Source organism: Streptomyces sp. NPDC003456, assembly GCF_042878735.1.
Taxonomy (GTDB): domain Bacteria; phylum Actinomycetota; class Actinomycetes; order Streptomycetales; family Streptomycetaceae; genus Streptomyces.
In genome coordinates this window covers 33520-60316 of sequence record NZ_JBIAOK010000004.1, presented here as the reverse complement: position 1 = coordinate 60316, position 26797 = coordinate 33520, and the positions used below count along the sequence as shown (strand labels likewise).

Sequence of the window (26797 nt, the reverse complement as noted above, 5' to 3'; positions counted from 1 at the left end):
ATATCGGACGATCCGACCCGCTTACGCGGTCGGACCGCCGAAGATGTCGATACGGTCGCCCTCGGCGAGGGTCACGATCGCGCGCTTGGTGGACGCACGCTGGCCGAAGCCGGTGCGGGTCCGCTTGCGCTTGCCCTGGCGGTTGATCGTGTTGACCCCGGTGACCTTGACCGAGAAGACCGCCTGGACGGCCTGCTTGATCTGGGTCTTGTTGGCGCTCGGGTCGACGATGAACGTGTACTTGCCCTCGTCGAGGAGCGCGTAGCTCTTCTCGGAGACGACCGGCTTGAGCAGCACGTCACGGGGGTCCGTGAAGGACTTGCTCAGCGGGGTCTCGACGGTGTTCTTGCCCTCGGTCGCGTGGCGACGCGCCTTGGCGACGCGAGCGGCCTTGGCCTTCTTCGCGGCCTTGGAGGCGATTGCGGGGTGACGGATGGCCATCAGACCTCGCTCCCTTCGGTGTCATTGTTCCGCTCGGCACGGGGGGTGCCGGACACGAAGGACTCGAAGGCGGCCTTGGTGAAGACCACGTCGTCCGAGACGAGAACGTCGTACGTGTTCAGCTGGCCCGGCTCCAGGATGTGGACCTGGGGCAGGTTGCGGGCGGACAGCCACGCGGCCTCGTCGGCGCGCTCGACGACCAGGAGCAGGTTCTTGCGCTCCGAGATCTTGCCGAACAGCGTCCGGGCGGCCTTCGTCGACGGGCTCTCGCCCTCGACGACGCCGGAGACGACGTGGATGCGGTTGTGGCGGGCCCGGTCGGTGAGGGCGTGACGCAGGGCGGCAGCCTTCATCTTCTTCGGGGTCCGCTGCGAGTAGTCACGCGGCACGGGACCGTGCACGACGCCACCACCGGCGAACTGCGGCGCGCGGGTCGAACCCTGACGGGCGCGACCGGTGCCCTTCTGGCGGTACGGCTTCTTGCCACCGCCGCGGACCTCGCCACGGGTCTTGGTCTTGTGCGTGCCCTGACGGGCAGCCGCGTTCTGCGCGACGACGACCTGGTGGATCAGCGGGATGCTGATCTTCTCCACGCCGAAGATCTCCGCGGGGAGCTCGACGCTACCGGTCTTCTCGCCGGCAGGCGAAAGAATGTCAACAGTGCTCATCGGTACCTCAGGCCCCCTTGGCCGCGGTGCGGACCAGGACGAGGCCGCCGTTCGGACCGGGAACCGCGCCCTTGATGAGCAGCAGACCCTTCTCCGCGTCAACGGCGTGGACGGTCAGGTTCTGGGTGGTGACCCGCTCGTTGCCCATGCGACCCGCCATGCGGAGGCCCTTGAACACACGGCCCGGGGTGGCGCAGCCACCGATGGAACCGGGAGAGCGGTGCTTGCGCTGGGTGCCGTGTCCGGCGCCGAGGCCACGGAAGTTGTGGCGCTTCATGACACCGGCGAAGCCCTTGCCCTTGCTCTTGCCGGTCACGTCGACCTTCACGCCGGCCTCGAACACCTCAGCGGTGATCTCCTGGCCCAGCGTGTACTCGGAGGCGTCCGCGGTGCGGATCTCGACGAGGTGGCGACGGGGGGTGACGTCGGCCTTGGCGAAGTGGCCCTTGAGGGGCTTGTTCACCTTGCGCGGGTCGATCTCGCCGAAAGCGATCTGGACGGACTCGTAGCCGTCGACATCGTTCGTACGGACCTGGGTGACGACGTTCGGGCCGGCCTTGACGACGGTGACCGGAACAACACGGTTGTTCGCGTCCCACACCTGCGTCATGCCGAGCTTCTCGCCCAGGATGCCCTTGATCTGCTTAGCCATCTCTCAGATCACCGGCCTCAGAGCTTGATCTCGATGTCGACACCGGCCGGGAGGTCGAGTCGCATCAGAGAGTCAACGGTCTTGGGGGTCGGGTCGAGGATGTCGATCAGGCGCTTGTGCGTGCGCATCTCGAAGTGCTCGCGCGAGTCCTTGTACTTGTGCGGCGACTTGATGACGCAGTACACGTTCTTCTCAGTGGGCAGCGGCACCGGGCCCGCGACCGACGCACCAGTGCGGGTCACCGTCTCGACGATCTTCTTCGCCGAGGAGTCGATGACCTCGTGGTCGTAGGCCTTGAGCCGGATGCGGATCTTCTGTCCCGCCATGGCTACTCAGTAGTCCTGTCTCTTCTCACGCTCTGGAACCCGGCGGATTCCTTCTGCTGCCTTCGTTTCTCCGACCCACGCGGTCGGGCGTGTCGCGCTCCCGCTGACACAGATGTCCCTTGTTCGAACATCCCTGCTGGGAATGCACACGGCCCTTGCGGAACCGCAGGCCGGGGGCGAAGGCCCACCGGGTGCCTGGCCGGTGCCGCGCATACACTTCCCGGAAGATTCCCGTACGTCCGCCCCAGCGCTGCCGTGAGGCAGTTAGGGCGACGAGTACTGTGGGACTCGCTTCCGGTCCTCCCGGCGGGAGGCGCGCAGCATCAACACTCGACCGAGCAACTCGGACAGTCTGCCATATGGGGCAGGCCCGGCGCTAATCGAGCCGGAGACACTACCCCGGGAGTGACGTAACTCAAACCGGCGGGCCGGGACGGTCCCCGTGCTTCGTCAGCGGCCGGGGTGCTCCAGGTGCGGAACCCCGGCCACGAACGCGCTCCAGGCCGCCCCGGAGAGCCCCAGCCGATCCCTCCGCGTGTGCTTGGAGTCCCGGACGTGGACGGTCCCGGGGGATATCGCCACCTCGACGCAGGAGTCGCCGTCAGGGCCACTGCTGTAGCTGCTCTTGAACCACGTCGGTTTGGCGTTGCCGTTCATGTCTCTCCCAGCAGTTGCTCGATGAAGGCCAGCGACTCGCGTGGCGGAAGGGCCTGCGCGCGGATGGTGCCGTAGCGCAGCTCCAGGATGCGGACCTGCTTCGCTTCCGTGCTCGGCCGGCCGCTGAAAGCCCCGTCGGAGCGTCCGACCGCGGTGCCGTCCCCGAACTTCAGCACCTCGATCCTGCCGTTCAGACCCGGGTGCGCCTCGCTGCCCGTCGGCATGACCTGGAGCCTGACGTGCCGCAACTCGCCCACCTCCAGCAGCCGTTCGAGCTGACGACGCCAGACCATTGTGCCCCCGACCGGCCGCCTCAGGGTGGCCTCCTCCTGGACGAAGCTGAGCGACGGGGCCGGTGATCGTTCGAAGACGGACTGCCGGGCCATACGAGCGGCCACCAGCCGCTCCACCTCGTCGGGTGAGTAGGCCGGCTGCCACGACTCGAACAGGGCCCGCGCATGGTCGGGGGTCTGCAACAGCCCGGCCACGCTGATGCACTCGTACACCCCGATCTCAACAGCCTGCTCCTCCAACTTGGCCAGTTCCCGCACCCTCTTGGGGTAGCGGACCCGCTTCACGTCCTCCCAGGTCGCCGCGATGAGCCCACCGGCCCCCAGCACCTCGTCGGCCCGGGCCAGATAGTCCTGGCGGGGGATCCGCTTGCCGCCCTCGATCTTGTAGACCATGTCCTCGCCGTACCCGACCGCCGTCCCGAACTCGGCGGCGCGCATCCCCACCCCTTCGCGCCGCAGCTTGAGCTGCCGCCCCACCGTGGCGATCACCGCGACACCCCACTCGTCGTCGGGGTCGACCTCCCACCCGGGCTCGTCCCCCTCACTCCTGAGCCGTCCCGCCTCCGCAGCCTCGGCCGTCATCCCGCACCCTTCCGTCGCACGACCCTGCCTCAGCGCCCTACCCGCAGGCCCGGTGCCGACAGAGCGGACACCGCCGGACAAGCTCCGGACAGTCACCGTACGCACCCGCTGAGTCACTGTTCACAGTAGGCGGCGACGGCCACGCTGAGAGCCGTGAAGCACAACTCCCCCCAAGCCCAACCCGGCACGCCCGTACGCCACTTCGGCCTCCGGCTCTCCCCCACACCGCGCGGCGCCCGCCTCGCCCGCCTGCTGGCGGCCGAGCAGCTGCGCTCCTGGGGGCTGCCGTCGGAGCGGGCGGCGCACGTGGTCGCGGAGCTGGCGGCCAACGCGGCGACGCACGGCCGGGTCCCGGGCCGCGACTTCGGCCTGCTGCTGTACGTCGTGGGCGGCACCCTCCGCATCGAGGTGACGGACACCCGCGACGACCGGCTACCGCTGGCCCGGCCCGCCGACGCCGAGGCCGAGTCCGGCCGCGGGTTGCTCCTGGTGGACGCGCTCGCCGACCGCTGGGGCGTCACCCGCGGGCTCCCGCCCCGCAAGACGGTGTGGGCCGAACTCGACCTCCGCCCGGAGGGCCTGACCGCGCCCGTGCCGCCCCGTACGCTGCGCCCATGACCCGCACCACCCCTGCCCGCCCCCTCGACATCACCGGCCTCTTCCCCGAGCTGGCCCCCCTCGCCCGCACCGCCGTGCGGCTGCACCCCCGGGCCGGTGCGCCGACCGCGGCCGACAGTTCCATCGGCGGACCCCTGCTGTGGCCGGCCGCTGAGCCCTGGCCCGGTTGCCCCGAGCACACCGGCCCCTGGCACCGGGGTCTCGACCCGGTCGGCGTCCGGCGCCGGCGGCGGATCCTCGCGGAGGCCTGGGCTCGTCCCCGCGCGGAGGGAGCGGAGCTGCTGACCGAGGAGGAGCGCGCGATCGTCGACGGGGCGACCGAGAAGAGCCGGATACCGCAGGACGGGCCTGTCCCGTTGGTGCCCGTCGCCCAGCTGTACGCCGCGGACATCCCGGGCCTGCCCTGCCCGGAGGGCGCCGACCTGCTGCAGGTGCTGTGGTGCCCGTTCGGCCACGGCCCGGACCAGCTGCCCAGCACGGAGCTGCGCCGGCGTATCGCCGCCGACGTGGTCACGCCGCTCGGCGACGTCCCGCAGCCGTCCGTCATCGGTGACGACGGTTTTCTGCCCGAGCCGTGCGTGCTGCATCCCGAGCAGGTCACGGAGTACCCGGCCCCGCACGAGCTGCCCCGGCAGCTCGCCGAACGGATCGACGCGTGGGAGGAGGGACAGGCGGAGGAGGCCGACGAGACGGAGGCCGACGACGTGACGGACGAGATCTCCTACCAGTACGACCTCGCGGTCGCCCCGGGCAGCAAGGTCGGCGGTCACGCCCCCTGGAGCTTCTCCGATCCGTTTCCCATGTCCTGCCCCGAGTGCGCCGGCCCGGTCCGCCCCCTGCTCACCCTCGACGGCACGGAGTGGGACGGCGGCAGCGCGAGCTGGCGGCCGGTGGAGGACGCCGGGTACGGCGGTCACCACTTCCTCGGCCCGGCCCGCGACACCCAGCTGGAGATCGGCCGGAGCTACAGCCTGCAGCTCTACGTCTGCCGGGCATCGCCCGGCCACCCGCACGTCCAGAACATGCAGTGACCGCGGACCCGTCGCCGCCGCGGCGGGAACGGCAAAGGGGCCCGTACGACCGAAGTCGTACGGGCCCCTTCGAGCCACTCAGGTCAGTGGACCCTCAAGTCAGTCCGGGGACTTACTTGTTGATCTTGGTGACCTGGCCGGCGCCCACGGTCCGGCCACCCTCACGGATGGCGAACTTCAGGCCCTCTTCCATGGCGACGGGCTGGATGAGCTCCACCTTCATCTCGGTGTTGTCACCCGGCATGACCATCTCGGTGCCCTCGGGGAGGGTCACCACGCCGGTCACGTCCGTCGTGCGGAAGTAGAACTGCGGGCGGTAGTTGTTGAAGAACGGCGTGTGGCGGCCACCCTCGTCCTTGGACAGGATGTAGGCCTGCGCCTCGAACTCGGTGTGCGGGGTGACCGAGCCCGGCTTGATGATGACCTGGCCGCGCTCGACGTCCTCGCGCTTGATGCCACGGAGGAGCAGACCGACGTTCTCACCGGCCTGGCCCTCGTCGAGGAGCTTGCGGAACATCTCGATGCCGGTGACCGTGGTGGTGGTCTTCTCCTGCTTGATGCCCACGATGTCGACGGTCTCGTTGACCTTGAGGACACCACGCTCGATACGACCGGTGACGACGGTGCCACGACCGGTGATCGTGAAGACGTCCTCGATCGGCATCAGGAACGGCTTGTCGACGTCACGCTCGGGCTGCGGGATGTTCTCGTCCACGGCCTTCATGAGCTCGAGGACGGAGTTGCCCCACTCCTTGTCGCCCTCGAGCGCCTTGAGCGCCGAGACCTTGACGACCGGCAGGTCGTCGCCCGGGAACTCGTACTCGGAGAGGAGCTCACGGACCTCGAGCTCGACGAGCTCCAGGATCTCCTCGTCGTCCACCATGTCGGCCTTGTTCAGGGCGACGACGATGTACGGAACGCCGACCTGGCGGGCCAGGAGCACGTGCTCCTTGGTCTGCGGCATCGGGCCGTCGGTGGCGGCGACCACGAGGATGGCGCCGTCCATCTGCGCCGCACCCGTGATCATGTTCTTGATGTAGTCCGCGTGACCGGGGCAGTCGACGTGGGCGTAGTGACGCGTCTCGGTCTGGTACTCGACGTGCGCGATGGAGATGGTGATACCGCGCTGGCGCTCCTCAGGAGCCTTGTCGATCTGGTCGAAGGCCGAGGCCTCGTTCAGGTCCGGGTACGCGTCGTGCAGCACCTTGGTAATGGCGGCCGTGAGGGTCGTCTTACCGTGGTCGATGTGACCGATGGTGCCGATGTTGACGTGCGGCTTAGTCCGCTCGAACTTCGCCTTCGCCACTGGGGTCCTCCTGGGAGTGGTTCTGGTACGCCTTACTTCATCGGCGCCAGGTGATCTTTGCTGGAAAGCCCGGGCCTCGGGGCATTCTCACCACGATTGCGGCGGAATGCCCCTCAAGGCTCCGGAGTCAAGCCTACGGCGTGTAGACGCGGTGCGTTACTCGCCCTTGGCCTTCGCGATGATCTCCTCGGCGACGTTCCGCGGAACCTCGGCGTAGGAGTCGAACTGCATGGAGTAGCTCGCACGGCCGGACGTCTTGCTGCGCAGGTCGCCGACGTAGCCGAACATCTCCGAGAGGGGCACGAGGCCCTTCACGACGCGGGCACCGGCCCGCTCCTCCATGGCCTGGATCTGACCACGGCGGGAGTTGATGTCGCCGATGACCTCACCCATGTAGTCCTCGGGCGTGGTGACCTCGACGGCCATCATCGGCTCGAGCAGCACGGGGCTGGCCTTGCGCGCGGCCTCCTTGAAGGCCTGCGAGCCGGCGATCTTGAACGCGAGCTCGGAGGAGTCCACCTCGTGGTAGGCGCCGTCGAGCAGCGTCACGCGGACGCCGGTCATCTCGTAGCCGGCGAGGATGCCGAACTGCATGGCCTCCTGCGCACCGGCGTCCACCGAAGGGATGTACTCCTTCGGCACACGGCCACCGGTCACCTTGTTGATGAACTCGTACGAGGCGTCGCCGCCCTCGATCGGCTCGATCGCGATGATGACGCGAGCGAACTGGCCGGTACCACCCGTCTGCTTCTTGTGGGTGAACTCGACCTTCTCGACGGCCTTGCGGATCGTCTCGCGGTAGGCGACCTGCGGCTTGCCGACGTTGGCCTCGACCTTGAACTCACGGCGCATGCGGTCGACCAGCACCTCGAGGTGCAGCTCGCCCATACCGCCGATGATGGTCTGGCCGGTCTCCTCGTCCGAGTGGACCTGGAAGGACGGGTCCTCCTCGGCCAGGCGCTGGATCGCGACGCCGAGCTTCTCCTGGTCGCCCTTCGACTTGGGCTCGATGGCGACCTGGATGACCGGCGCCGGGAAGTCCATGGACTCCAGGATCACCGGGTTCTTGTCGTCGGACAGCGTCTCACCGGTGGTGGTCTGCTTCAGGCCCATGACGGCGACGATGTCGCCGGCGCCCACCGACTCGATCTCCTCACGCTTGTTCGCGTGCATGCGGTAGATCTTGCCGATGCGCTCCTTCTTGCCCTTGACGGAGTTCAGCACCTGCGTGCCGGACTCCAGGCGGCCCGAGTAGACCCGGACGAAGGTGAGCTTGCCGAGGTGCGGGTCGCTCATGATCTTGAACGCGAGCGCGGCGAGGGGCTCCTCGTCCGACGGCTTGCGGGCGATGACCTGCTCCGGGTCCTTGACGTCGTGACCCTCGATGGCCTCGACGTCGAGCGGGGTGGGCAGGTAGCGCACGACCGCGTCGAGCAGGGGCTGGACGCCCTTGTTCTTGAACGCGGTGCCGCAGAACACGGGGGTGACGGTGGTGCCGCCGCCCTTGCCGGACGCGATGGTGATGCGACGGATCGCGGCGTAGAGCTGCTCCACGGTGGGCTCGGTGCCCTCCAGGTACAGCTCCATCAGCTCTTCGTCGTTCTCGGCGACGGCCTCGAGCAGCTTGCCGCGGTACTCCTCGGCAGCCTCGGCGTGGGTGTCCGGGATGTCGACGGTGTCGTACATCTCGCCCTTGGTCGCCTCGGCCGACCAGACCAGGGCCTTCATCGTCACGAGGTCGATGACGCCCTTGAAGTCCGCCTCCGCACCGATCGGCAGCTGCATGACCAGCGGCTGCGCGCCCAGGCGGTCCGAGATCATGTCCACGCAGCGGTGGAACTCGGCGCCGGTACGGTCCAGCTTGTTCACGAAGCAGATGCGCGGCACGCCGTAACGGTCGGCCTGACGCCACACCGTCTCGGACTGCGGCTCGACACCGGCGACGCCGTCGAACACCGTCACGGCACCGTCGAGCACGCGCAGGGAGCGCTCCACCTCGACGGTGAAGTCGACGTGACCCGGGGTGTCGATGATGTTGATGGTGTAGTCGTCGCCCTCGAGCGGCCAGTGACAGGTGGTGGCAGCAGAGGTGATCGTGATGCCACGCTCCTGCTCCTGCTCCATCCAGTCCATGGTGGCAGCGCCGTCGTGGACCTCACCGATCTTGTACGAAACGCCGGTGTAGAACAGGATCCGCTCGGTGGTGGTCGTCTTGCCCGCGTCGATGTGGGCCATGATCCCGATGTTGCGGACCCTGGCCAGGTCAAGCGAAGTGGTAGCCATAAGGCTTCAGTCTTCTCTCGGTCTCGATGGGGTCTGCGACTACCAGCGGTAGTGCGCGAAGGCCTTGTTGGACTCGGCCATCTTGTGCGTGTCCTCGCGCTTCTTCACAGCGGCGCCGAGGCCGTTGCTGGCGTCGAGGAGCTCGTTGAGCAGACGCTCGGTCATGGTCTTCTCGCGACGGGCGCGGGAGTAACCGACCAGCCAGCGCAGCGCCAGGGTGTTGGCACGGCCGGGCTTGACCTCGACCGGGACCTGGTAGGTGGCGCCACCGACACGGCGGGACTTGACCTCGAGGGTCGGCTTGATGTTCTCGAGAGCGCGCTTGAGCGTGATGACCGGGTCGTTGCCGGTCTTCTCGCGCAGACCCTCCATGGCGCCGTAGACGATGCGCTCGGCGGTGGAGCGCTTGCCGTTCAGCAGCACCTTGTTGATCAGGGAGGTCACCAGAGGAGAGCCGTAGACCGGGTCGATGATGACCGGGCGCTTCGGGGCGGGGCCCTTACGAGGCATTCTTACTTCTCCTTCTTGGCGCCGTAGCGGCTGCGAGCCTGCTTGCGGTTCTTGACACCCTGGGTGTCGAGCGAACCACGGATGATCTTGTAGCGAACACCCGGCAGGTCCTTCACACGGCCGCCGCGCACGAGCACGATGGAGTGCTCCTGCAGGTTGTGTCCCTCACCCGGAATGTAAGCGGTGACCTCGATCCCGCTGGTCAGACGCACACGCGCGACCTTACGCAGGGCCGAGTTCGGCTTCTTCGGGGTGGTCGTGAACACGCGCGTGCAGACACCGCGACGCTGAGGCGAACCCTCGAGTGCGGGCGTCTTGTTCTTCTCGACCTTGTCCTGCCGGCCCTTCCGGACCAGCTGCTGGATCGTAGGCACTACTTCTCCGGTTTCTGTGTGCCGATTGGTGAAGCTAACCTGGAACGTCGCCGACCCACGCGGTCGGGTGTGTCGAATCCCGCGGACTCCCGCCGCCAGGCAGAATTAAGCGCGGATTGCGGTGGCCGGTGTCAGCTCGCTGTGCGGTTGATGGCACGCACGAGAGCCAGGGCACACCCCAGGCACAAGGTCTGAGCGTACCTATCGCATTCGCTGCGGTCAAAACAAATGGGCACCGCCCGCATCACCATGCGGAGCATGTCAAGACCCTCGGCCCTCGACGATCTTCATTTCGACGGCGGACACCCGCTCCGCGGCCCCGTTCAGGCGGCCAGGGCGGACACCACCGTGAGCAGCACCAGGACGAGTGCCCAGCCTGCGGTGGACAACCACCCCAGCACGATCCCGGTCAGCGCCAGCCCCTCCCCCAGCTCCCCGCGGCTGCGGATCTCGGCCCGCGCCACGTGGCCCAGCACGACGGCCGGGATGCCGGTGAGGCCCATGGTGGGCACGCACAGCAGCCCGCACACACCGGCCGCGACCGCCTTGCCGTTCGTCTGCGGCCGCGGCACCGGCGCGAACGTGCGCGGCACCGGCATCACGCCCGGCGGCTGCGCCAGGGGCCCCTGCGGCAGATCGGCGACGAGCAGCGCCAGCTCCCCCACCGTGCGCGCCCCGTAGGCCCGGGCGACCCGCTTGTCGAACTCCTCGCGCTCCATGCGCCCCTCGCCGTACCCGGCTCTGAGCACGTCCACGGCCCTCTCCCGGTCGGCGTGCGAGGCGAGCATGGACGGTCCGCCGGCGCCCTGCCAGGGCTGCCAGGCCGGATAGTGCGGCTGCGACACGGAGCACCTCCCCGGAGGCCCAAGTCCTTCCATGATGCGCCGAACACCGCGTATCGGCACCGGTGCGTCCCCCACGGCGACGGCGTGTCGGCCAGCTGCCCCGGCGCAGCGCCGGGGGCGCTCGCGGCTCGCGGGAGGCCCCGGGTGCCGCTGACCGCCGTCCGGGAACGCCGAAGGGCGGCCACCCCGGAGGATGACCGCCCTTCGTTCAAGCGACCCGCTTACTGGTTGTACGGACCGTAGTCGTAGTCCTCCAGCGGAACGGCCTGGCCGGAGCCGGTGCCGAACGGCGAGTAGTCGATGTCGTCGTAGCCGACGGCCGAGTACATCGCGGCCTTGGCCTCCTCGGTCGGCTCGACCCGGATGTTGCGGTAGCGGGACAGACCCGTACCGGCCGGGATGAGCTTACCGATGATGACGTTCTCCTTGAGGCCGATGAGGCTGTCGGACTTGGCGTTGATCGCCGCATCCGTCAGGACTCGGGTCGTCTCCTGGAAGGAGGCGGCCGACAGCCAGGATTCCGTCGCCAGCGAGGCCTTGGTGATACCCATCAGCTGCGGACGACCGGAGGCCGGGTGACCGCCCTCCTGGACCACACGACGGTTCTCGTGCTCGAACTTCGAGCGCTCGACCAGCTCGCCGGGCAGCAGCTCGGCGTCGCCGGACTCGATGATCGTCACGCGGCGCAGCATCTGCCGGATGATGATCTCGATGTGCTTGTCGTGGATCGACACACCCTGCGAGTTGTAGACCTTCTGGACCTCGCCGACCAGGTGGACCTGGACGGCACGCTGGCCCAGGATGCGCAGCACGTCGTGCGGGTTGGTGGCACCCACGGTGAGCTTCTGGCCCACCTCGACGTGCTCGCCCTCGCTGACCAGGAGACGGGCGCGCTTCGAGATCGGGTAGGCCGTCTCGTCGCTGCCGTCGTCCGGCGTGATGACGATCTTCTTGGTCTTCTCGGTCTCCTCGATCCGCACGCGGCCGGAGGCCTCGGAGATCGGGGCGACACCCTTCGGGGTACGGGCCTCGAAGAGCTCGACGACACGCGGCAGACCCTGGGTGATGTCGTCACCGGCCACACCACCGGTGTGGAAGGTACGCATCGTCAGCTGGGTGCCGGGCTCACCGATGGACTGGGCGGCGATGATGCCGACCGCCTCACCGATGTCGACCAGCTTGCCGGTGGCCAGCGAACGGCCGTAGCACATCGCGCAGGTGCCGACGGCGGACTCGCAGGTCAGGACCGAGCGGGTCTTGACCTCCTCGACGCCGCGGGAGACGAGCTCCTCGATGAGGACGTCGCCCAGGTCGGTGCCGGCCGGGGCCAGCACCTGGCCGTCGACCACGATGTCCTCGGCGAGGCAGCGCGCGTACACGGACGTCTCGACGTCCTCCGCCTTGAGCAGGGTGCCCTCGGCGTTCCGGTCGGCGATCTTCAGACGCAGACCGCGCTCGGTGCCGCAGTCCTCCTCGCGGATGATGACGTCCTGGGAGACGTCGACCAGACGACGCGTGAGGTAACCCGAGTCGGCGGTACGCAGAGCGGTGTCCGCCAGACCCTTACGGGCACCGTGCGTGGAGATGAAGTACTCCAGCACGGACAGGCCCTCACGGAACGACGCCTTGATCGGACGCGGGATCGTCTCGTTCTTCGCGTTCGACACCAGACCACGCATACCGGCGATCTGACGCATCTGCATCATGTTGCCTCGTGCACCCGAGTTCACCATCATGAAGATCGGGTTGGTCTTCGGGAAGTTGTCGTTCATCGCCTCGGCAACCTCGTTGGTCGCCTTGGTCCAGATCGCGATGAGCTCCTGCGTGCGCTCGTCCTTGGTGATCAGACCGCGCTCGTACTGCTTCTGGACCTTCTCGTCCTGCGCCTCGTAGCCGCGGACGATCTCCTTCTTCGCCTCGGGGACGACGACGTCGGAGATCGCGACGGTGACGCCGGAGCGGGTGGCCCAGTAGAAGCCGGCCGCCTTCAGGTTGTCGAGCGTCGCCGCCACGATGACCTTCGGGTAGCGCTCGGCGAGGTCGTTGACGATCTCGGAGAGCTGCTTCTTGCCGACCTCGTAGTCGACGAACGGGTAGTCCTCGGGCAGCAGCTCGTTGAAGAGCGCGCGGCCCAGCGTGGTGTTCAGCCGGAAGCTGTCACCCTGCTGCCACTCGGGCTCACCCTCCTCGCGCGCCGGCGGGGTCCAGCCGCGCGGCGGGATGGTGCCGACCGGGAAGCGGACGTCGATCTTCGACTGGAGCGACAGCTCGCCCGCGTCGAAGGCCATGATCGCCTCCGCGACCGAGGCGAAGGAACGGCCCTCGCCCTTGAGGTCGCGCATCTCGCCGTCGGTGGTGAGGAAGAACAGACCGAGGACCATGTCCTGGGTCGGCATCGTCACCGGGCGGCCGTCGGCCGGCTTGAGGATGTTGTTCGAGGACAGCATCAGGATGCGGGCCTCGGCCTGCGCCTCCGCGGACAGCGGCAGGTGCACGGCCATCTGGTCACCGTCGAAGTCCGCGTTGAACGCGGTGCAGACGAGCGGGTGGATCTGGATGGCCTTGCCCTCGACCAGCTGCGGCTCGAAGGCCTGGATGCCGAGGCGGTGCAGCGTGGGCGCACGGTTCAGCAGAACCGGGTGCTCCGCGATGACCTCTTCCAGCACGTCGTACACGACCGTGCGGCCGCGCTCGACCATGCGCTTGGCGCTCTTGATGTTCTGCGCGTGGTTCAGGTCGACCAGGCGCTTCATCACGAACGGCTTGAAGAGCTCCAGCGCCATGGCCTTGGGCAGACCGCACTGGTGCAGCTTCAGCTGCGGGCCGACGACGATGACGGAACGCGCCGAGTAGTCGACTCGCTTGCCGAGCAGGTTCTGGCGGAAGCGGCCCTGCTTGCCCTTCAGCATGTCGCTGAGGGACTTCAGCGGGCGGTTGCCGGGACCGGTGACCGGACGGCCGCGACGGCCGTTGTCGAACAGCGCGTCCACGGCCTCCTGGAGCATGCGCTTCTCGTTGTTCACGATGATCTCGGGCGCGCCGAGGTCGAGAAGCCGCTTCAGGCGGTTGTTGCGGTTGATCACACGGCGGTACAGGTCGTTCAGGTCGGAGGTCGCGAAGCGGCCACCGTCCAGCTGCACCATCGGACGCAGGTCCGGCGGGATGACCGGCACGCAGTCGAGCACCATGCCCTTGGGGCTGTTGCTGGTCTGCAGGAACGCGGAGACGACCTTCAGGCGCTTGAGCGCACGGGTCTTCTTCTGGCCCTTGCCGGTGCGGATGATCTCCCGGAGGCGCTCGGCCTCCTCGTCGAGGTCGAAGGACTCCAGGCGCTTCTGCAGCGCCGCGGCACCCATCGAGCCGTCGAAGTACGTGCCGAAGCGGTCACGCAGCTCGCGGTAGAGCAGCTCGTCGCCCTCCAGGTCCTGGACCTTGAGGTTCTTGAACCGGTTCCACACCTCGTCGAGGCGGTCGATCTCGCGCTGCGCGCGGTCGCGCAGCTGCTTCATCTCGCGCTCGGCACCCTCGCGCACCTTGCGGCGCACGTCGGCCTTGGCGCCCTCGGCCTCCAGCTCGGCCAGGTCGGTCTCGAGCTTCTTGGCGCGGGCCTCCAGGTCGGCGTCGCGGCGCTGCTCGATCTGCTGGCGCTCGACGGAGACGTGGGCCTCCAGCGAGGGCAGGTCGCGCGTGCGGCGCTCCTCGTCGACGTACGTGATCATGTACGCCGCGAAGTAGATGACCTTCTCGAGGTCCTTGGGAGCCAGGTCGAGCAGGTAGCCCAGCCGGCTCGGGACACCCTTGAAGTACCAGATGTGCGTGACGGGCGCGGCGAGCTCGATGTGGCCCATCCGCTCACGGCGCACCTTGGCGCGCGTGACCTCGACGCCACAGCGCTCACAGATGATGCCCTTGAAGCGGACGCGCTTGTACTTGCCGCAGTAGCACTCCCAGTCCCGGGTCGGACCGAAGATCTTCTCGCAGAAGAGTCCGTCCTTTTCGGGCTTGAGCGTGCGGTAGTTGATGGTCTCGGGCTTCTTGACCTCGCCGTGGCTCCACTGACGGATGTCGTCAGCGGTGGCCAGACCGATCCGGAGCTCGTCGAAGAAGTTGACGTCGAGCACTATGCGTCAATCCCTCTCAGGGTTGTAAGTCTTTGGTCTGATACGGGGGTCCTGGGGCCGGCGGCCTTCGAGGTGAAGGCCGCCGGACTCCCGTCAGACCTCTTCGACGCTGCTCGGCTCGCGCCGGGACAGGTCGATGCCGAGCTCCTCCGCAGCGCGGAAGACGTCCTCGTCGGTGTCGCGCATCTCGATGGACATGCCGTCCGAGGACAGCACCTCCACGTTGAGGCACAGGGACTGCATCTCCTTGATGAGCACCTTGAAGGACTCGGGGATGCCGGGCTCGGGGATGTTCTCGCCCTTGACGATGGCCTCGTAGACCTTCACGCGGCCGGTGACGTCGTCGGACTTGATGGTCAGCAGCTCCTGGAGGGCGTACGCGGCGCCGTAGGCCTCGAGGGCCCACACCTCCATCTCACCGAAGCGCTGGCCACCGAACTGGGCCTTACCACCCAGCGGCTGCTGGGTGATCATCGAGTACGGACCGGTCGAGCGGGCGTGGAGCTTGTCGTCGACCAGGTGGTGCAGCTTGAGGATGTACATGTACCCGACGGAGATCGGGTCCGGGAACGGCTCGCCGGAGCGGCCGTCGAACAGCCGGGCCTTGCCGGTCGGGAGCACCATGCGCTCGCCGTCCCGGTTCGGGATGGTGTGGTTCAGCAGACCGGCCAGCTCGTCCTCGCGGGCACCGTCGAAGACCGGGGTCGCGACGTTGGTGCCGGGCGCGACCTGGTCGGCGCCGATGGCCTGCAGGCGCTGCGCCCACTCCTCCGCGAGGCCGGAGACGTCCCAGCCGCGGCTGGCGAGCCAGCCGAGGTGGATCTCCAGGACCTGCCCCGGGTTCATTCGGGACGGGACACCCAGCGGGTTGAGGATGATGTCGACCGGGGTGCCGTCCTCCAGGAACGGCATGTCCTCGATCGGCAGGATCTTCGAGATGACGCCCTTGTTGCCGTGCCGGCCGGCGAGCTTGTCACCGTCGGTGATCTTGCGCTTCTGCGCGACGTAGACGCGCACCAGCTGGTTCACACCGGGGGGAAGCTCGTCGCCCTCCTCGCGGTCGAAGACGCGGACGCCGATGACCTTGCCGGTCTCGCCGTGCGGCACCTTCAGCGAGGTGTCACGGACCTCACGGGCCTTCTCACCGAAGATCGCGCGCAGCAGGCGCTCCTCCGGCGTCAGCTCGGTCTCGCCCTTGGGCGTGACCTTGCCGACGAGGATGTCGCCGGCGATGACCTCGGCGCCGATGCGGATGATGCCGCGCTCGTCGAGGTCGGCGAGGACCTCCTCGGAGACGTTCGGGATGTCCCGGGTGATCTCCTCGGGGCCGAGCTTGGTGTCACGGGCGTCGACCTCGTGCTCCTCGATGTGGATCGAGGAGAGGACGTCGTCCTGCACGAGGCGCTGCGACAGGATGATCGCGTCCTCGTAGTTGTGACCCTCCCACGGCATGAACGCCACGAGCAGGTTCTTGCCCAGCGCCATCTCGCCGTTCTCGGTGGCCGGACCGTCGGCCAGGACCTGGCCCTCGATGATCCGGTCGCCCTCGTTGACGATGACCTTCTGGTTGACCGAGGTGCCCTGGTTGGAGCGGGCGAACTTGGCCAGGCGGTACGTGATGTACGTGCCGTCGTCGTTGGCGGTGGTGATGTAGTCCGCGGAGACCTCCTGGACCACACCGGGCTTCTCGGCCTTGACCACGTCGCCGGCGTCGACCGCGGAGCGGTACTCCATGCCGGTGCCGACGAGCGGGGACTCGGACTTAATCAGCGGCACGGCCTGACGCATCATGTTCGCGCCCATGAGGGCACGGTTGGCGTCGTCGTGCTCGAGGAAGGGGATCATGGCGGTCGCGACCGACACCATCTGGCGCGGCGAGACGTCCATGTAGTCCACGTCCTCGGGGCCGACGTAGTCGACCTCGCCGCCCTTGCGGCGGACCAGCACGCGGGCCTCGGCGAAGCGCATGTCGTCACCGAGCGTGGCGTTGGCCTGCGCGATGACGAAGCGGTCCTCCTCGTCGGCGGTCAGGTAGTCGACCTCGTCGGTGACCTGGCCGTCGATGACCTTGCGGTACGGGGTCTCGACGAAACCGAACGCGTTGACCCGGCCGTAGGAGGCGAGCGAGCCGATCAGACCGATGTTCGGGCCTTCGGGCGTCTCGATCGGGCACATGCGGCCGTAGTGCGAGGGGTGCACGTCGCGGACCTCGAAGCCGGCCCGCTCACGGGAGAGACCACCCGGGCCGAGAGCCGACAGGCGGCGCTTGTGGGTGAGACCCGACAGCGGGTTGTTCTGGTCCATGAACTGCGACAGCTGGCTGGTGCCGAAGAACTCCTTGATGGAGGCGACGACCGGCCGGATGTTGATCAGGGTCTGCGGCGTGATCGCCTCGACGTCCTGGGTCGTCATCCGCTCGCGGACGACACGCTCCATACGCGCCAGACCCGTGCGGACCTGGTTCTGGATGAGCTCGCCGACGCTGCGCAGGCGGCGGTTGCCGAAGTGGTCGATGTCGTCGGTCTCGACGACGATGTTCGTGCCACTGTCGCCGACCGTCTCGGTCTCGCCCGCGTGCAGCTTCACCAGGTACTTGATCGTCGAGATGATGTCCTCGACGGTCAGGATGCCCGCGTCCAGCGGAGCGTCCGCACCCAGCTTCTTGTTGACCTTGTAGCGGCCGACCTTGGCCAGGTCGTAGCGCTTGGGGTTGAAGTAGAGGTTCTCGAGCAGCGTCTGCGCGGCCTCACGCGTGGGGGGCTCGCCCGGACGCAGCTTGCGGTAGATGTCGAGCAGCGCGTCGTCCTGGCCCTGGGTGTGGTCCTTCTCCAGGGTGGCGCGCATGGACTCGTACTCGCCGAACTCCTCGAGGATCTGCTCGGTGGTCCAGCCGAGCGCCTTGAGCAGGACGGTGACGGACTGCTTGCGCTTGCGGTCGATGCGCACACCGACCATGTCGCGCTTGTCGATCTCCATCTCCAGCCAGGCACCCCGGGACGGGATGATCTTGGCGGAGAAGATGTCCTTGTCGGACGTCTTGTCGATGGAGGAGTCGAAGTAGACACCGGGCGAACGGACGAGCTGCGACACGACGACACGCTCGGTGCCGTTGATGACGAAGGTGCCCTTGTTCGTCATGAGCGGGAAGTCGCCCATGAAGACCGTCTGGGACTTGATCTCGCCGGTCTCGTTGTTGGTGAACTCAGCGGTGACGAAGAGCGGGGCCGCGTACGTGAAGTCGCGCTCCTTGCACTCGTCGATGGAGTTCTTCGGCGGCTCGAAACGGTGGTCGCGGAAGGTCAGCGACATCGACCCGCTGAAGTCCTCGATCGGGGAGATCTCCTCGAAGATCTCCTCGAGCCCGGACTTGGTGGGGACGTCCTGACCGTTCTCGAGAGCCTCCTCGACCCGACTCTGCCAGGCGGTGTTGCCGAGCAGCCAGTCGAAGCTCTCGGTCTGCAGCGCGAGCAGGTTCGGAACCTCGAGAGGCTCCTTGATCTTTGCAAAAGAGATGCGCAGCGGGGCAGTGCTGGCGGCGTTGTTCGTATTCGCGGTCGAGGCGTTGCGCGAGGCGGCCAAGAGGGGGTCCTTCCGAGGGCTCGGACTCACTACGCGCGTACCGGCCCCTCTCCCGTACACGGAGACAAGCTGTGCCCACAGGGCCGAAAGGCCAGGTCAGGCATGTCTTGTCATCGATGCTCGGGCGAGGGCAGACCCCTGGTGACGGGCAGGGGACAGCTAACAGGCAGCGCAAAGGGTCAGTGTAGCCACTTGGCACACTGATGTCCAGTCCGGGTTGTCAGGCCCGTGTTCACCCTCGTTGTTCCACTCCTGCGACAAGGCGCTGCCCTCAACGCACGTTGATACTGCCCTCTTCGTCGTCGATCCATGCCTCGGATTGGATCCTTGTGACGACGCGTCCTGAGAATTGCGCGCTGCGTGCCGTTCGTCAAGGCCCCCCAGCCCCCGAACCGGGGCCGCCCGGAGACACGACGAAGATCACCATACCCCCCGCCACAGAGGCTGCAAGGCAACCGTGGCCGCACCCCTGGAACGCCGAAGAGCGACCACCCGGATGGATGATCGCTCTTCGGCGCTTGCGCGTTACACGCCCAGCGGGACGTGTTGCGGATCCTGACGGATCCGGAAGGTGTTACTTGACCTCGACGGAGGCGCCGGCGCCCTTGAGGGACTCGGCGGCCTTCTCGGCGGCGTCCTTGGCGACCTTCTCGAGAACGGGCTTCGGGGCGCCGTCCACGAGGTCCTTGGCCTCCTTCAGGCCCAGGGAGGTCAGCTCACGCACGACCTTGATGACCTGGATCTTCTTGTCGCCGGCGCCGGTGAGGATGACGTCGAACTCGTCCTTCTCCTCGGCGGCCTCGGCGGCGGCGCCACCAGCGGCACCACCGGCGACGACGACCGGGGCGGCCGCGGCGGCGGTGACGTCGAACTTCTCCTCGAACGCCTTCACGAACTCGGAGAGCTCGATGAGGGTCATCTCCTCGAACTGCGCGAGCAGGTCTTCCTGAGACAGCTTCGCCATGATGGCGGTCCTTCCACTAATTCGGCTGGTGCCGGATGTACATGTGAGGCGGGCGTACTACTGGCCCGCGACGGCCTCCGCGTTCAGGCAGCGGGGGCCGGGATGCGAGCCGAGTTACTCGGCACCGCCCTGCTCGTCCTGCTTGGCACGGAGCGCGTCCACGGTGCGGACGAGCTTCGACGGCAGCGCCTGGAAGACAGAGGCAGCCTGCGACTGCTTGCCCTTCATGGCACCGGCCAGCTTGGAGAGCAGAACCTCGCGGGACTCGAGGTCCGCAAGCTTCTTGATCTCATCGGCGGACAGCGCCTTGCCGTCAAGGACACCGCCCTTGATGATGAGATTCGGGTTGTCCTTGGCGAAGTCACGAAGACCCTTCGCCGACTCCACCGGGTCACCGGTGACGAAGGCGACGGCCGTCGGACCAGCGAAGAGCTGGTCCTCGAGCGTGATCCCGGCCTCGTTGGCCGCAATCTTGGTCAGCGTGTTCTTCACCACGGCGTACTGGGCGTTCTCACCGAGCGAACGACGCAGCGTCTTGAGCTGCGCCACGGTGAGACCGCGGTACTCGGTCAGCACGGCGGCGTTGGAGCTGCGGAACTTGTCCGTCAGCTCGGCAACCGCGGCAGCCTTGTCGGGCCTCGCCATAGAGCCTCGGCCTCCTTCCGGGTGATTCGGACCGCGCGGACCCGAAGGAGGACTGGGGAAAACGAAACGCCCCGGCGCAAGCGCACGGGGCGTAGCTCGACCGGGTTCCCCGACGCACGGGGCGCCGGACTCCGGGAGCTTCTCCAGTGTCACCTGCGCGGGTCGTCCGCCGTTCAGCGGATCCTTCGGCCACCACGCCCTCGGAGGAGCGCGCGGTAACGACCAGCGGTCTTTGGCTTCTGTAGGAGCGTACGGGAACGGGTCGCTGTCAAGCAAATCGCCCGTTCGACGGATCAGCCCCCGCCGGATTCCGCCCCGGCCTTCGTGCCGTCCGGCCGGGACTCACGGGGTGGCGGGAGGGCGTTTCCGCAGGAGGTCCTCGAAGTCGCCGGTGTCGGAGAGCGGGGGGCGGCTGACCCGGACCGGCACGCCGTAGTCGGTGTAGTGCGCGGTCTGGGTCGTGACGCCCGTGGCCGTGCGCGCCTTCTCCACCTTCTTGACCAGCAGGTTCCGCTCGTCGACCCAGATGTCCAGCGTCTCGCCGGTGACCCCGGCGGCGGTGAGCTGCTTGCGCAGGCCGGCATCGGTGACGTCGGCGGCCGTCACGGTGCCCGACCAGTGGGTGGCGGCCCGGCCCCGGACGGTCTCCCGGCCCACCTTCCTGACGTCCCCGGAGGACAGCAGGAGCTTCACCGACTGGTTGGGGGTGGTGCTGCGCATCTGGTCGCCGAAGTGGGCCCCGGAGCCGCCGGTGAGGGCTTCGAGGTCCTCGTAGGCGTAGCGGATCCAGCGTCTGCCGCCGGTCTTCTCGGCGAACTTCTCGCTCATCCGCGCGTAGTAGGCGTCGGGCAGGTAGCGGGCCTGGAGGGAGGCGCTGCCCAGCCGGCGCATGGTGTCGGCGACCGTGCCGCCGGTGTAGGTGATGGTGAGGGTGCCGGTCATGCCGCCGTCCCAGCCCAGGGCGCCGTCGGCCCGCATGGACATCAGCGAGCCCATGGCCGTCGTGGACTCCACCCGGGCCGAACCGGCCCGCTCGGTGGCGCGCTCGGCCGCGCGCAGGGCCGCCAGGGCCCTGCCCCGGGCGGGGCCGTCCTCGCCGGGGCCGCCGGAGGCCGGGGAGGTGCACGCGGTCAGCCCCGTCAGCGCGGTCGCCACCGCGAGCCCCAGTCCCGTACGGCGCACGGTCGTGCCCTGCATACGTCCCCCCGTTCGCATCCGGTTCCCGCACGTTAACCCAGGCCACCGGCGTACGTACCGGAAAAGGGAACGGGCCCCGCACCTGTAAGAGGTGCGGGGCCCGTGACCGGTTGGGTGAGCCGGGAGGCTCAGACCGCGGCCGGGTCCTCCTCGACGAGGAGGTTGCGGGTGCGGTTCGGGTCGACCGGGATGCCGGGGCCCATGGTGGTGCTGACCGCGGCCTTCTTGATGTAGCGGCCCTTGGCGGCGGACGGCTTCAGACGGAGGATCTCCTCCAGGGCCGCGCCGTAGTTCTCCACCAGCTTGCTGTCGTCGAACGACGTCTTGCCGATGATGAAGTGCAGGTTCGCGTGCTTGTCGACACGGAACTCGATCTTGCCGCCCTTGATCTCGGTGACGGCCTTGGCGACGTCGGGGGTGACGGTGCCGGTCTTCGGGTTCGGCATCAGACCACGCGGACCGAGCACGCGGCCGAGGCGGCCGACCTTGCCCATGAGGTCCGGGGTGGCGACGACGGCGTCGAAGTCCAGACGGCCCTTCGACACCTCGTCGATCAGCTCGTCGGCGCCGACGATGTCGGCGCCCGCGGCACGCGCGGCCTCGGCACGGTCACCGGTCGCGAAGACCAGGACCCGGGCGGTCTTGCCGGTGCCGTGCGGGAGGTTCACGGTGCCACGGACCATCTGGTCGGCCTTGCGCGGGTCGACACCCAGGCGGAAGGCGACCTCGACGGTGCCGTCGAACTTGGTCGTGGAGGTCTCCTTGGCGAGACGGACGGCCTCGAGCGGGGCGTAGAGCTTCTCCCGGTCGACCTTGGCGTCCGCAGCGCGAAGGGACTTGCTGCGCTTGCTCACTACTGCTCCTGTGGATGCTGAGGAGTCGTGGTCCGGGCCGAGCAGGCCCTGCCACTACTGCTGATGGGGGGTGGGGCTCAGCCCTCGACCGTGACGCCCATGGAACGGGCGGTGCCGGCGATGATCTTCTCGGCGGCGTCCAGGTCGTTGGCGTTGAGGTCGGGCATCTTGGTCGTGGCGATCTCACGGACCTGGTCACGCGTGATCTTCGCGACCTTGGTCTTGTGCGGCTCGCCCGAGCCCTTCTCGATGCCCGCGGCCTTCAGGATCATCTTGGCGGCCGGCGGGGTCTTGGTGATGAAGGTGAAGGAGCGGTCCTCGTAGACCGTGATCTCCACCGGGATGACCCAGCCGCGCTGCGACTCGGTCGCGGCGTTGTAGGCCTTGCAGAACTCCATGATGTTGACGCCGTGCTGACCCAGCGCGGGGCCGACCGGCGGGGCCGGGTTGGCGGCACCGGCCTGGATCTGGAGCTTGATGAGCCCCGTGACCTTCTTCTTCTTGGGAGGCATAGCTCTCCGGGTCCTTTCGGTTCGGGTCCTGCCCGCTCCCGGGGACCACCCGGATGCAGGCATACCGCACAACGATAACGGGTATAGATGCGCGGCCAAAAACCGCGCAGGTCAGGCAAGCGCCGGAGCGTTCGCCTGACCTGCGCGGAAGCGGTGGTGTCCGGAAGAAACTAGTTCTTCTGGATCTGGTCGAAGGAGAGCTCGACCGGCGTCTCGCGGCCGAAGATCTCGACGAGGCCCTTGACCTTCTTCGAGTCGGGGTTGATCTCGTTGATGGTCGCCTGCAGCGTGGCGAACGGGCCGTCGGTGACGGTGACCGAGTCGCCGACCTCGAAGTCCAGCACCTGGACCTCGACCTTGCGCTGCGGGGCCGGCTTGCCCTCGGCCTCGGCGGCCTCGCGGGCCGCCTTCTCCTCGGCCTCGGGGGCGAGCATCTTGACGATCTCGTCCAGGGTCAGCGGGTACGGGTCGTAGGCGTTGCCCACGAAGCCGGTGACACCGGGGGTGTTGCGGACCACGCCCCAGGACTCGTTCGTCAGGTCCATGCGGACCAGGACGTAGCCCGGGAGCTTGTTCTGCTTGATCGTCTTGCGGTCGCCGTTCTTGATCTGGACGACCTCTTCCTGCGGCACCTCGGCCTGGAAGATGTAGTCCTCGACGTTCAGCGAGACGGCGCGCTGCTCCAGGTTGGTCTTCACGCGGTTCTCGTAGCCGGCGTAGGTGTGGATGACGTACCACTCGCCGGGCAGGACGCGCAGTTCCTCGCGGAGCTTCTCGATCGGGTCGCGGTCGTCCTCGGGCTCTTCCTCGGCCTCGGCCGCGACCTCTTCACCGGTCTCGGTCTCCGCCTCGGCGGCGTCGTCGTCCGCGACGGCGTCGGCAGCCTCGACCTCGGCGGAGGCCTCGGTGTCCTCGCTGTCCGCGCCCTCGACGGCGTCGAGCTCGTCCTCGACGGACTCGACAGGCTCGATGGCGTCGTTCACGTTCGGGTCAGACACGGTGGCTGCTTCTTCCTGGATACATAGGGGTGGAACATGCGAAAGGAGCGCCGGGTACCTCGGCGCTCTTCGCTGGCTGCTCAGCCGAACACGTACTTGGCTGCGTTGCTGAGTCCGTAGTCGATCACGGTGACCAGCCCGATCATGATGACGACGAAGATGATGACCACGGTCGTGTACGTCGTCAGCTGGTTGCGCGTCGGCCAGACGACCTTGCGCAGTTCGGCGATGATCTGGCGGTAGAAGAGGGCCAGGCGCTTCAGCGGGCCCTTCTTGCCGCGCTTTCCGCCCTTGCGGGTCTTCTTGGACTCCGGCGCCTCGTCCTGGGCATCAGGCATGTCGATGGAGCCCACGGCGTCCGTCACTCGTCCTCACCTGATTCCGGGTCGTGGCCGTGCCGCGCCCGGTCTGAGCCGCACGGCGGTGCATTGCTGTACGTACATGCGCACACATCCTGGCGAAGGTGTGTGTAGCAGGGCCGGAGGGACTTGAACCCCCAACCGCTGGTTTTGGAGACCAGTGCTCTACCAATTGAGCTACGACCCTTTGTGTGTCCCCCAACGTACCGCATCCGCCCGGATGCCTGGTGTGCACCGGACGAGCGCGGCCTGCGGGAGGCCAACGAGGTGAGAGTGTACGTGGTCCGCGGCCGGGCGTCGAACAGAAAGGACGCGAGGCAGGGGTGGTTGGCGGAAGATCGGCCGGGAAGCGGGGCCGGCGACCGGGGACATCGGCCGAAGATCGCCCCTGTGAGCACGGCCGATCCGGACTGGTGTTCAGGCGTTTCCCCGGGTTGTTCAGTCTGTGAAACCCCCGTGCCGCGCACGTTTCCTGTCTGAAACGATGGGGCGCATGAGCGCTGCAACCCCTCCCACCGAGCGCCGGGTCTCCGCCCGAGTCGGCGCGATCTCCGAGTCCGCCACCCTCGCCGTGGACGCCAAGGCCAAGGCCCTCAAGGCCGCCGGGCGTCCGGTGATCGGCTTCGGCGCCGGTGAGCCCGACTTCCCGACCCCGGACTACATCGTCGAGGCCGCGATCGAGGCCTGCAAGAACCCGAAGTTCCACCGCTACACGCCGGCCGGCGGTCTGCCGGAGCTGAAGGCCGCGATCGCCGCGAAGACGCTGCGCGACTCGGGCTACGAGGTCGACGCCTCGCAGATCCTCGTCACCAACGGCGGCAAGCAGGCCATCTACGAGGCCTTCGCCGCGATCCTCGACCCGGGCGACGAGGTCATCGTGCCCGCGCCGTACTGGACGACCTACCCGGAGTCGATCCGGCTGGCCGGCGGTGTCCCGGTGGAGGTCGTCGCGGACGAGACGACCGGCTACCGCGTGACCGTCGAGCAGCTGGAGGCGGCCCGTACGGAGAAGACGAAGGTCGTGCTCTTCGTCTCGCCGTCGAACCCGACCGGCGCGGTCTACAGCGAGCACGAGACCGAGGCCATCGGCCGCTGGGCCGTGGAGCACGGCCTGTGGGTGCTCACCGACGAGATCTACGAGCACCTCGTGTACGGCGACGCCTCGGCCGTGTCGCTGCCGGCGGTCCTGCCCGAGCTGCGCGACAAGTGCATCGTGGTCAACGGCGTCGCCAAGACGTACGCGATGACCGGCTGGCGCGTGGGGTGGATCATCGGCCCGAAGGACGTCGTCAAGGCCGCGACCAACCTGCAGTCGCACGCCACGTCGAACGTGTCCAACGTCGCCCAGGCCGCCGCGCTGGCCGCCGTCTCCGGTGACCTGGTCGCCGTGGCGAAGATGCGGGAGGCGTTCGACCGCCGCCGCAAGACCATCGTGCGGATGCTGAACGAGATCGACGGCGTGCTGTGCCCGGAGCCGGAGGGCGCGTTCTACGCCTACCCCTCGGTGAAGGCCCTGGTCGGCAAGGAGATCCGCGGCAAGCGCCCGAAGGACACGGTGGAGCTGGCCGCGCTGATCCTGGAGGAGGCCGAGGTCGCGGTCGTCCCGGGTGAGGCGTTCGGCACCCCGGGCTACCTGCGGCTGTCGTACGCGCTGGGTGACGAGGATCTCGTCGAGGGCGTCAGCCGGATCCAGAAGCTGCTGGCGGAGGCGCAGGACTGACGTCCTGTCCCGCCGCTCCCGGCTCACGGGGCACGCACCGGCTGCGGTGCGTGCCCCGTTTGTTTGTGCGAGCAAGACCACGAAAGGGGAAACGGCTACCGGGACGGCTGAGGTGTACGGCAGGATCCTTGGATGGAGCGTGTACGTGATGTCTCTGAGCTGCCGAAAGCCCACCTGCACCTGCACTTCACCGGGTCCATGCGCCCCTCGACCGTGCTGGAACTGGCCGACAAGTACGGGGTGCGGCTGCCCGACGCGCTGAGTGAGGCGCTGACCAGCGGGGAACCGCCGAGCCTGCGGGCGACGGACGAGCGGGGCTGGTTCCGCTTCCAGCGGCTGTACGACGCGGCGCGCTCGTGCCTGCGGGAGCCGGAGGACATCCAGCGGCTGGTGCGCGAGGCCGCGGAGGAGGACCTGCGGGACGGCTCGGGCTGGCTGGAGATCCAGGTCGACCCGACGTCGTACGCGCCGCGGCTGGGCGGGCTGATCCCGGCGCTGGAGATCATCCTGGACGCGGTGGAGACGACCTCGCGGGAGACCGGGCTGGGGATGCGGGTGCTGGTCGCCGCGAACCGGATGAAGCACCCGCTGGACGCGCGCACGCTGGCCCGGCTGGCGGTGCGCTACGCCGACCAGGGCGTCGTCGGGTTCGGGCTCTCCAACGACGAGCGGCGGGGCATGGCCCGGGACTTCGACCGCGCGTTCTCGATCGCGCGCGAGGCCGGGCTGCTGTCCGCCCCGCACGGCGGCGAGCTGGCCGGTCCGTCGTCGGTGCGGGACTGCCTGGACGACCTGGGGGCGAACCGGGTCGGGCACGGGGTGCGGGCGGCGGAGGACCCCCGGCTGCTGAAGCGGCTGGCCGACCGGCAGGTGACGTGCGAGGTGTGCCCCGCGTCGAACGTGGCGCTGGGGGTCTACGAGAAGCCGGAGGACGTGCCGCTGCGGAGGCTGTTCGAGGCGGGTGTGCCGTTGGCGCTGGGCGCGGACGACCCGCTGCTGTTCGGCTCGCGCCTGGCGGCGCAGTACGACATCGCGCGGCAGCACCACGGCTTCACGGACGCGGAGCTGGCGGAGGTGGCCCGGCAGTCGGTCAGGGGGTCGGCGGCACCGGAGGACGTGAAGGCGAAACTGCTGGCGGGCGTGGACGACTGGCTGGCGTCGTAGGGCCGGCGGGCATCGGGGCCGGCTGCCGGCGGGCGTGACGGCCGGCCGGCGTCGGAGGGCCGCGGCCCGCGGCGCCCGGTGCCCGGCGCGCCGCGAGG

At 68.3% G+C, this 26797-nt stretch carries 24 protein-coding genes and 1 tRNA gene; 4 read left to right on the top strand and 21 right to left on the bottom strand.

The window, feature by feature from the left end:
• Nucleotides 1-21 precede the first annotated feature (21 nt).
• The 6 genes from rplW to ACFYWG_RS16415 all read right to left on the bottom strand — a co-directional run bounded on the left by rplW (nucleotide 22) and on the right by ACFYWG_RS16415 (nucleotide 3619).
• Entirely contained in the window at nucleotides 22-441 is a 420-nt protein-coding gene (gene rplW / locus ACFYWG_RS16440; RefSeq protein ID WP_333932837.1) for a 50S ribosomal protein L23, read from the bottom strand.
• Entirely contained in the window at nucleotides 441-1109 is a 669-nt protein-coding gene (gene rplD, locus ACFYWG_RS16435; protein ID WP_376329256.1) for a 50S ribosomal protein L4, read from the bottom strand. The genes rplW and rplD overlap by 1 nt, the downstream gene beginning before the upstream one ends.
• 7 nt (nucleotides 1110-1116) lie before the next feature.
• Complete coding sequence (gene rplC / locus ACFYWG_RS16430; protein WP_010036739.1) at nucleotides 1117-1761, bottom strand: 50S ribosomal protein L3; 645 nt, start codon at nucleotides 1759-1761, stop codon at nucleotides 1117-1119.
• Between the two features lie 17 nt (nucleotides 1762-1778).
• A complete protein-coding gene (rpsJ, locus tag ACFYWG_RS16425; protein WP_003948644.1) occupies nucleotides 1779-2087 on the bottom strand; it encodes a 30S ribosomal protein S10 in 309 nt (102 codons plus the stop codon).
• 450 nt (nucleotides 2088-2537) lie between these two features.
• The gene (locus ACFYWG_RS16420) at nucleotides 2538-2744 is read right to left on the bottom strand and encodes a DUF397 domain-containing protein (RefSeq protein WP_389201892.1); all 207 of its coding nucleotides are present in this window, start codon (nucleotides 2742-2744) and stop codon (nucleotides 2538-2540) included.
• On the bottom strand, nucleotides 2741-3619 hold the full coding sequence (locus tag ACFYWG_RS16415; protein WP_383500919.1) for a helix-turn-helix domain-containing protein: 879 nt from the start codon (nucleotides 3617-3619) through the stop codon (nucleotides 2741-2743). Before ACFYWG_RS16415 ends, ACFYWG_RS16420 begins: the two co-directional genes overlap by 4 nt.
• 153 nt (nucleotides 3620-3772) lie before the next feature.
• Here ACFYWG_RS16415 and ACFYWG_RS16410 point away from each other — a divergent pair, with 153 nt between their 5' ends.
• Both ACFYWG_RS16410 and ACFYWG_RS16405 read left to right on the top strand, forming a co-directional pair.
• On the top strand, nucleotides 3773-4237 hold the full coding sequence (locus ACFYWG_RS16410) for an ATP-binding protein (protein ID WP_389201890.1): 465 nt from the start codon (nucleotides 3773-3775) through the stop codon (nucleotides 4235-4237).
• Nucleotides 4234-5268 carry a hypothetical protein gene (locus ACFYWG_RS16405; protein WP_389201889.1) on the top strand — a complete coding sequence of 345 codons (1035 nt, stop codon included), beginning with the start codon at nucleotides 4234-4236 and terminating at the stop codon, nucleotides 5266-5268. The genes ACFYWG_RS16410 and ACFYWG_RS16405 overlap by 4 nt, the downstream gene beginning before the upstream one ends.
• 112 nt (nucleotides 5269-5380) lie before the next feature.
• On the opposite strand, the gene tuf is transcribed toward ACFYWG_RS16405, so the two are convergent.
• From tuf to ACFYWG_RS16330, 15 genes are all read right to left on the bottom strand, one after another.
• A complete protein-coding gene (tuf, locus tag ACFYWG_RS16400; RefSeq protein ID WP_030839706.1) occupies nucleotides 5381-6574 on the bottom strand; it encodes an elongation factor Tu in 1194 nt (397 codons plus the stop codon).
• Nucleotides 6575-6730: 156 nt separating this feature from the next.
• Entirely contained in the window at nucleotides 6731-8857 is a 2127-nt protein-coding gene (gene fusA, locus ACFYWG_RS16395) for an elongation factor G (protein ID WP_031118794.1), read from the bottom strand.
• 39 nt (nucleotides 8858-8896) lie between these two features.
• Nucleotides 8897-9367 (bottom strand): 30S ribosomal protein S7, encoded by a 471-nt coding sequence (rpsG, locus tag ACFYWG_RS16390; protein ID WP_003998848.1) that lies wholly within the window; start codon nucleotides 9365-9367, stop codon nucleotides 8897-8899.
• Nucleotides 9368-9369: 2 nt separating this feature from the next.
• Nucleotides 9370-9741, bottom strand: coding sequence for a 30S ribosomal protein S12 (gene rpsL / locus ACFYWG_RS16385; RefSeq protein WP_003948652.1), 372 nt, complete (start codon nucleotides 9739-9741; stop codon nucleotides 9370-9372).
• Between the two features lie 323 nt (nucleotides 9742-10064).
• Entirely contained in the window at nucleotides 10065-10586 is a 522-nt protein-coding gene (locus tag ACFYWG_RS16380; protein ID WP_389201885.1) for a DUF1707 and DUF4190 domain-containing protein, read from the bottom strand.
• A gap of 221 nt (nucleotides 10587-10807) precedes the next feature.
• Nucleotides 10808-14707, bottom strand: coding sequence for a DNA-directed RNA polymerase subunit beta' (locus ACFYWG_RS16375; protein ID WP_383500934.1), 3900 nt, complete (start codon nucleotides 14705-14707; stop codon nucleotides 10808-10810).
• Nucleotides 14708-14800: 93 nt separating this feature from the next.
• The gene (gene rpoB / locus ACFYWG_RS16370) at nucleotides 14801-18286 is read right to left on the bottom strand and encodes a DNA-directed RNA polymerase subunit beta (RefSeq protein WP_383500937.1); all 3486 of its coding nucleotides are present in this window, start codon (nucleotides 18284-18286) and stop codon (nucleotides 14801-14803) included.
• Nucleotides 18287-18860: 574 nt separating this feature from the next.
• Complete coding sequence (gene rplL, locus ACFYWG_RS16365; protein WP_376329234.1) at nucleotides 18861-19250, bottom strand: 50S ribosomal protein L7/L12; 390 nt, start codon at nucleotides 19248-19250, stop codon at nucleotides 18861-18863.
• Nucleotides 19251-19364: 114 nt separating this feature from the next.
• Nucleotides 19365-19895, bottom strand: coding sequence for a 50S ribosomal protein L10 (gene rplJ, locus ACFYWG_RS16360; RefSeq protein ID WP_094054440.1), 531 nt, complete (start codon nucleotides 19893-19895; stop codon nucleotides 19365-19367).
• Between the two features lie 342 nt (nucleotides 19896-20237).
• Nucleotides 20238-21092: a hypothetical protein gene (locus ACFYWG_RS16355; protein WP_389201882.1), complete on the bottom strand. Its 855-nt coding sequence runs from the start codon at nucleotides 21090-21092 to the stop codon at nucleotides 20238-20240.
• Between the two features lie 128 nt (nucleotides 21093-21220).
• Nucleotides 21221-21946: a 50S ribosomal protein L1 gene (rplA, locus tag ACFYWG_RS16350; RefSeq protein ID WP_376329228.1), complete on the bottom strand. Its 726-nt coding sequence runs from the start codon at nucleotides 21944-21946 to the stop codon at nucleotides 21221-21223.
• A 77-nt stretch (nucleotides 21947-22023) separates the two neighbouring features.
• Nucleotides 22024-22458 (bottom strand): 50S ribosomal protein L11, encoded by a 435-nt coding sequence (gene rplK / locus ACFYWG_RS16345; protein ID WP_003992325.1) that lies wholly within the window; start codon nucleotides 22456-22458, stop codon nucleotides 22024-22026.
• 170 nt (nucleotides 22459-22628) lie between these two features.
• On the bottom strand, nucleotides 22629-23456 hold the full coding sequence (gene nusG, locus ACFYWG_RS16340) for a transcription termination/antitermination protein NusG (RefSeq protein ID WP_383500945.1): 828 nt from the start codon (nucleotides 23454-23456) through the stop codon (nucleotides 22629-22631).
• Between the two features lie 80 nt (nucleotides 23457-23536).
• Entirely contained in the window at nucleotides 23537-23821 is a 285-nt protein-coding gene (gene secE, locus ACFYWG_RS16335; protein WP_376329221.1) for a preprotein translocase subunit SecE, read from the bottom strand.
• A 108-nt stretch (nucleotides 23822-23929) separates the two neighbouring features.
• A tRNA-Trp gene (locus ACFYWG_RS16330) sits at nucleotides 23930-24002 on the bottom strand.
• A 306-nt stretch (nucleotides 24003-24308) separates the two neighbouring features.
• Here ACFYWG_RS16330 and ACFYWG_RS16325 point away from each other — a divergent pair.
• Both ACFYWG_RS16325 and ACFYWG_RS16320 read left to right on the top strand, forming a co-directional pair.
• Nucleotides 24309-25535, top strand: coding sequence for a pyridoxal phosphate-dependent aminotransferase (locus ACFYWG_RS16325; RefSeq protein WP_389201878.1), 1227 nt, complete (start codon nucleotides 24309-24311; stop codon nucleotides 25533-25535).
• A 132-nt stretch (nucleotides 25536-25667) separates the two neighbouring features.
• Nucleotides 25668-26699 (top strand): adenosine deaminase, encoded by a 1032-nt coding sequence (locus tag ACFYWG_RS16320; RefSeq protein WP_376329215.1) that lies wholly within the window; start codon nucleotides 25668-25670, stop codon nucleotides 26697-26699.
• Nucleotides 26700-26797 lie beyond the last annotated feature (98 nt).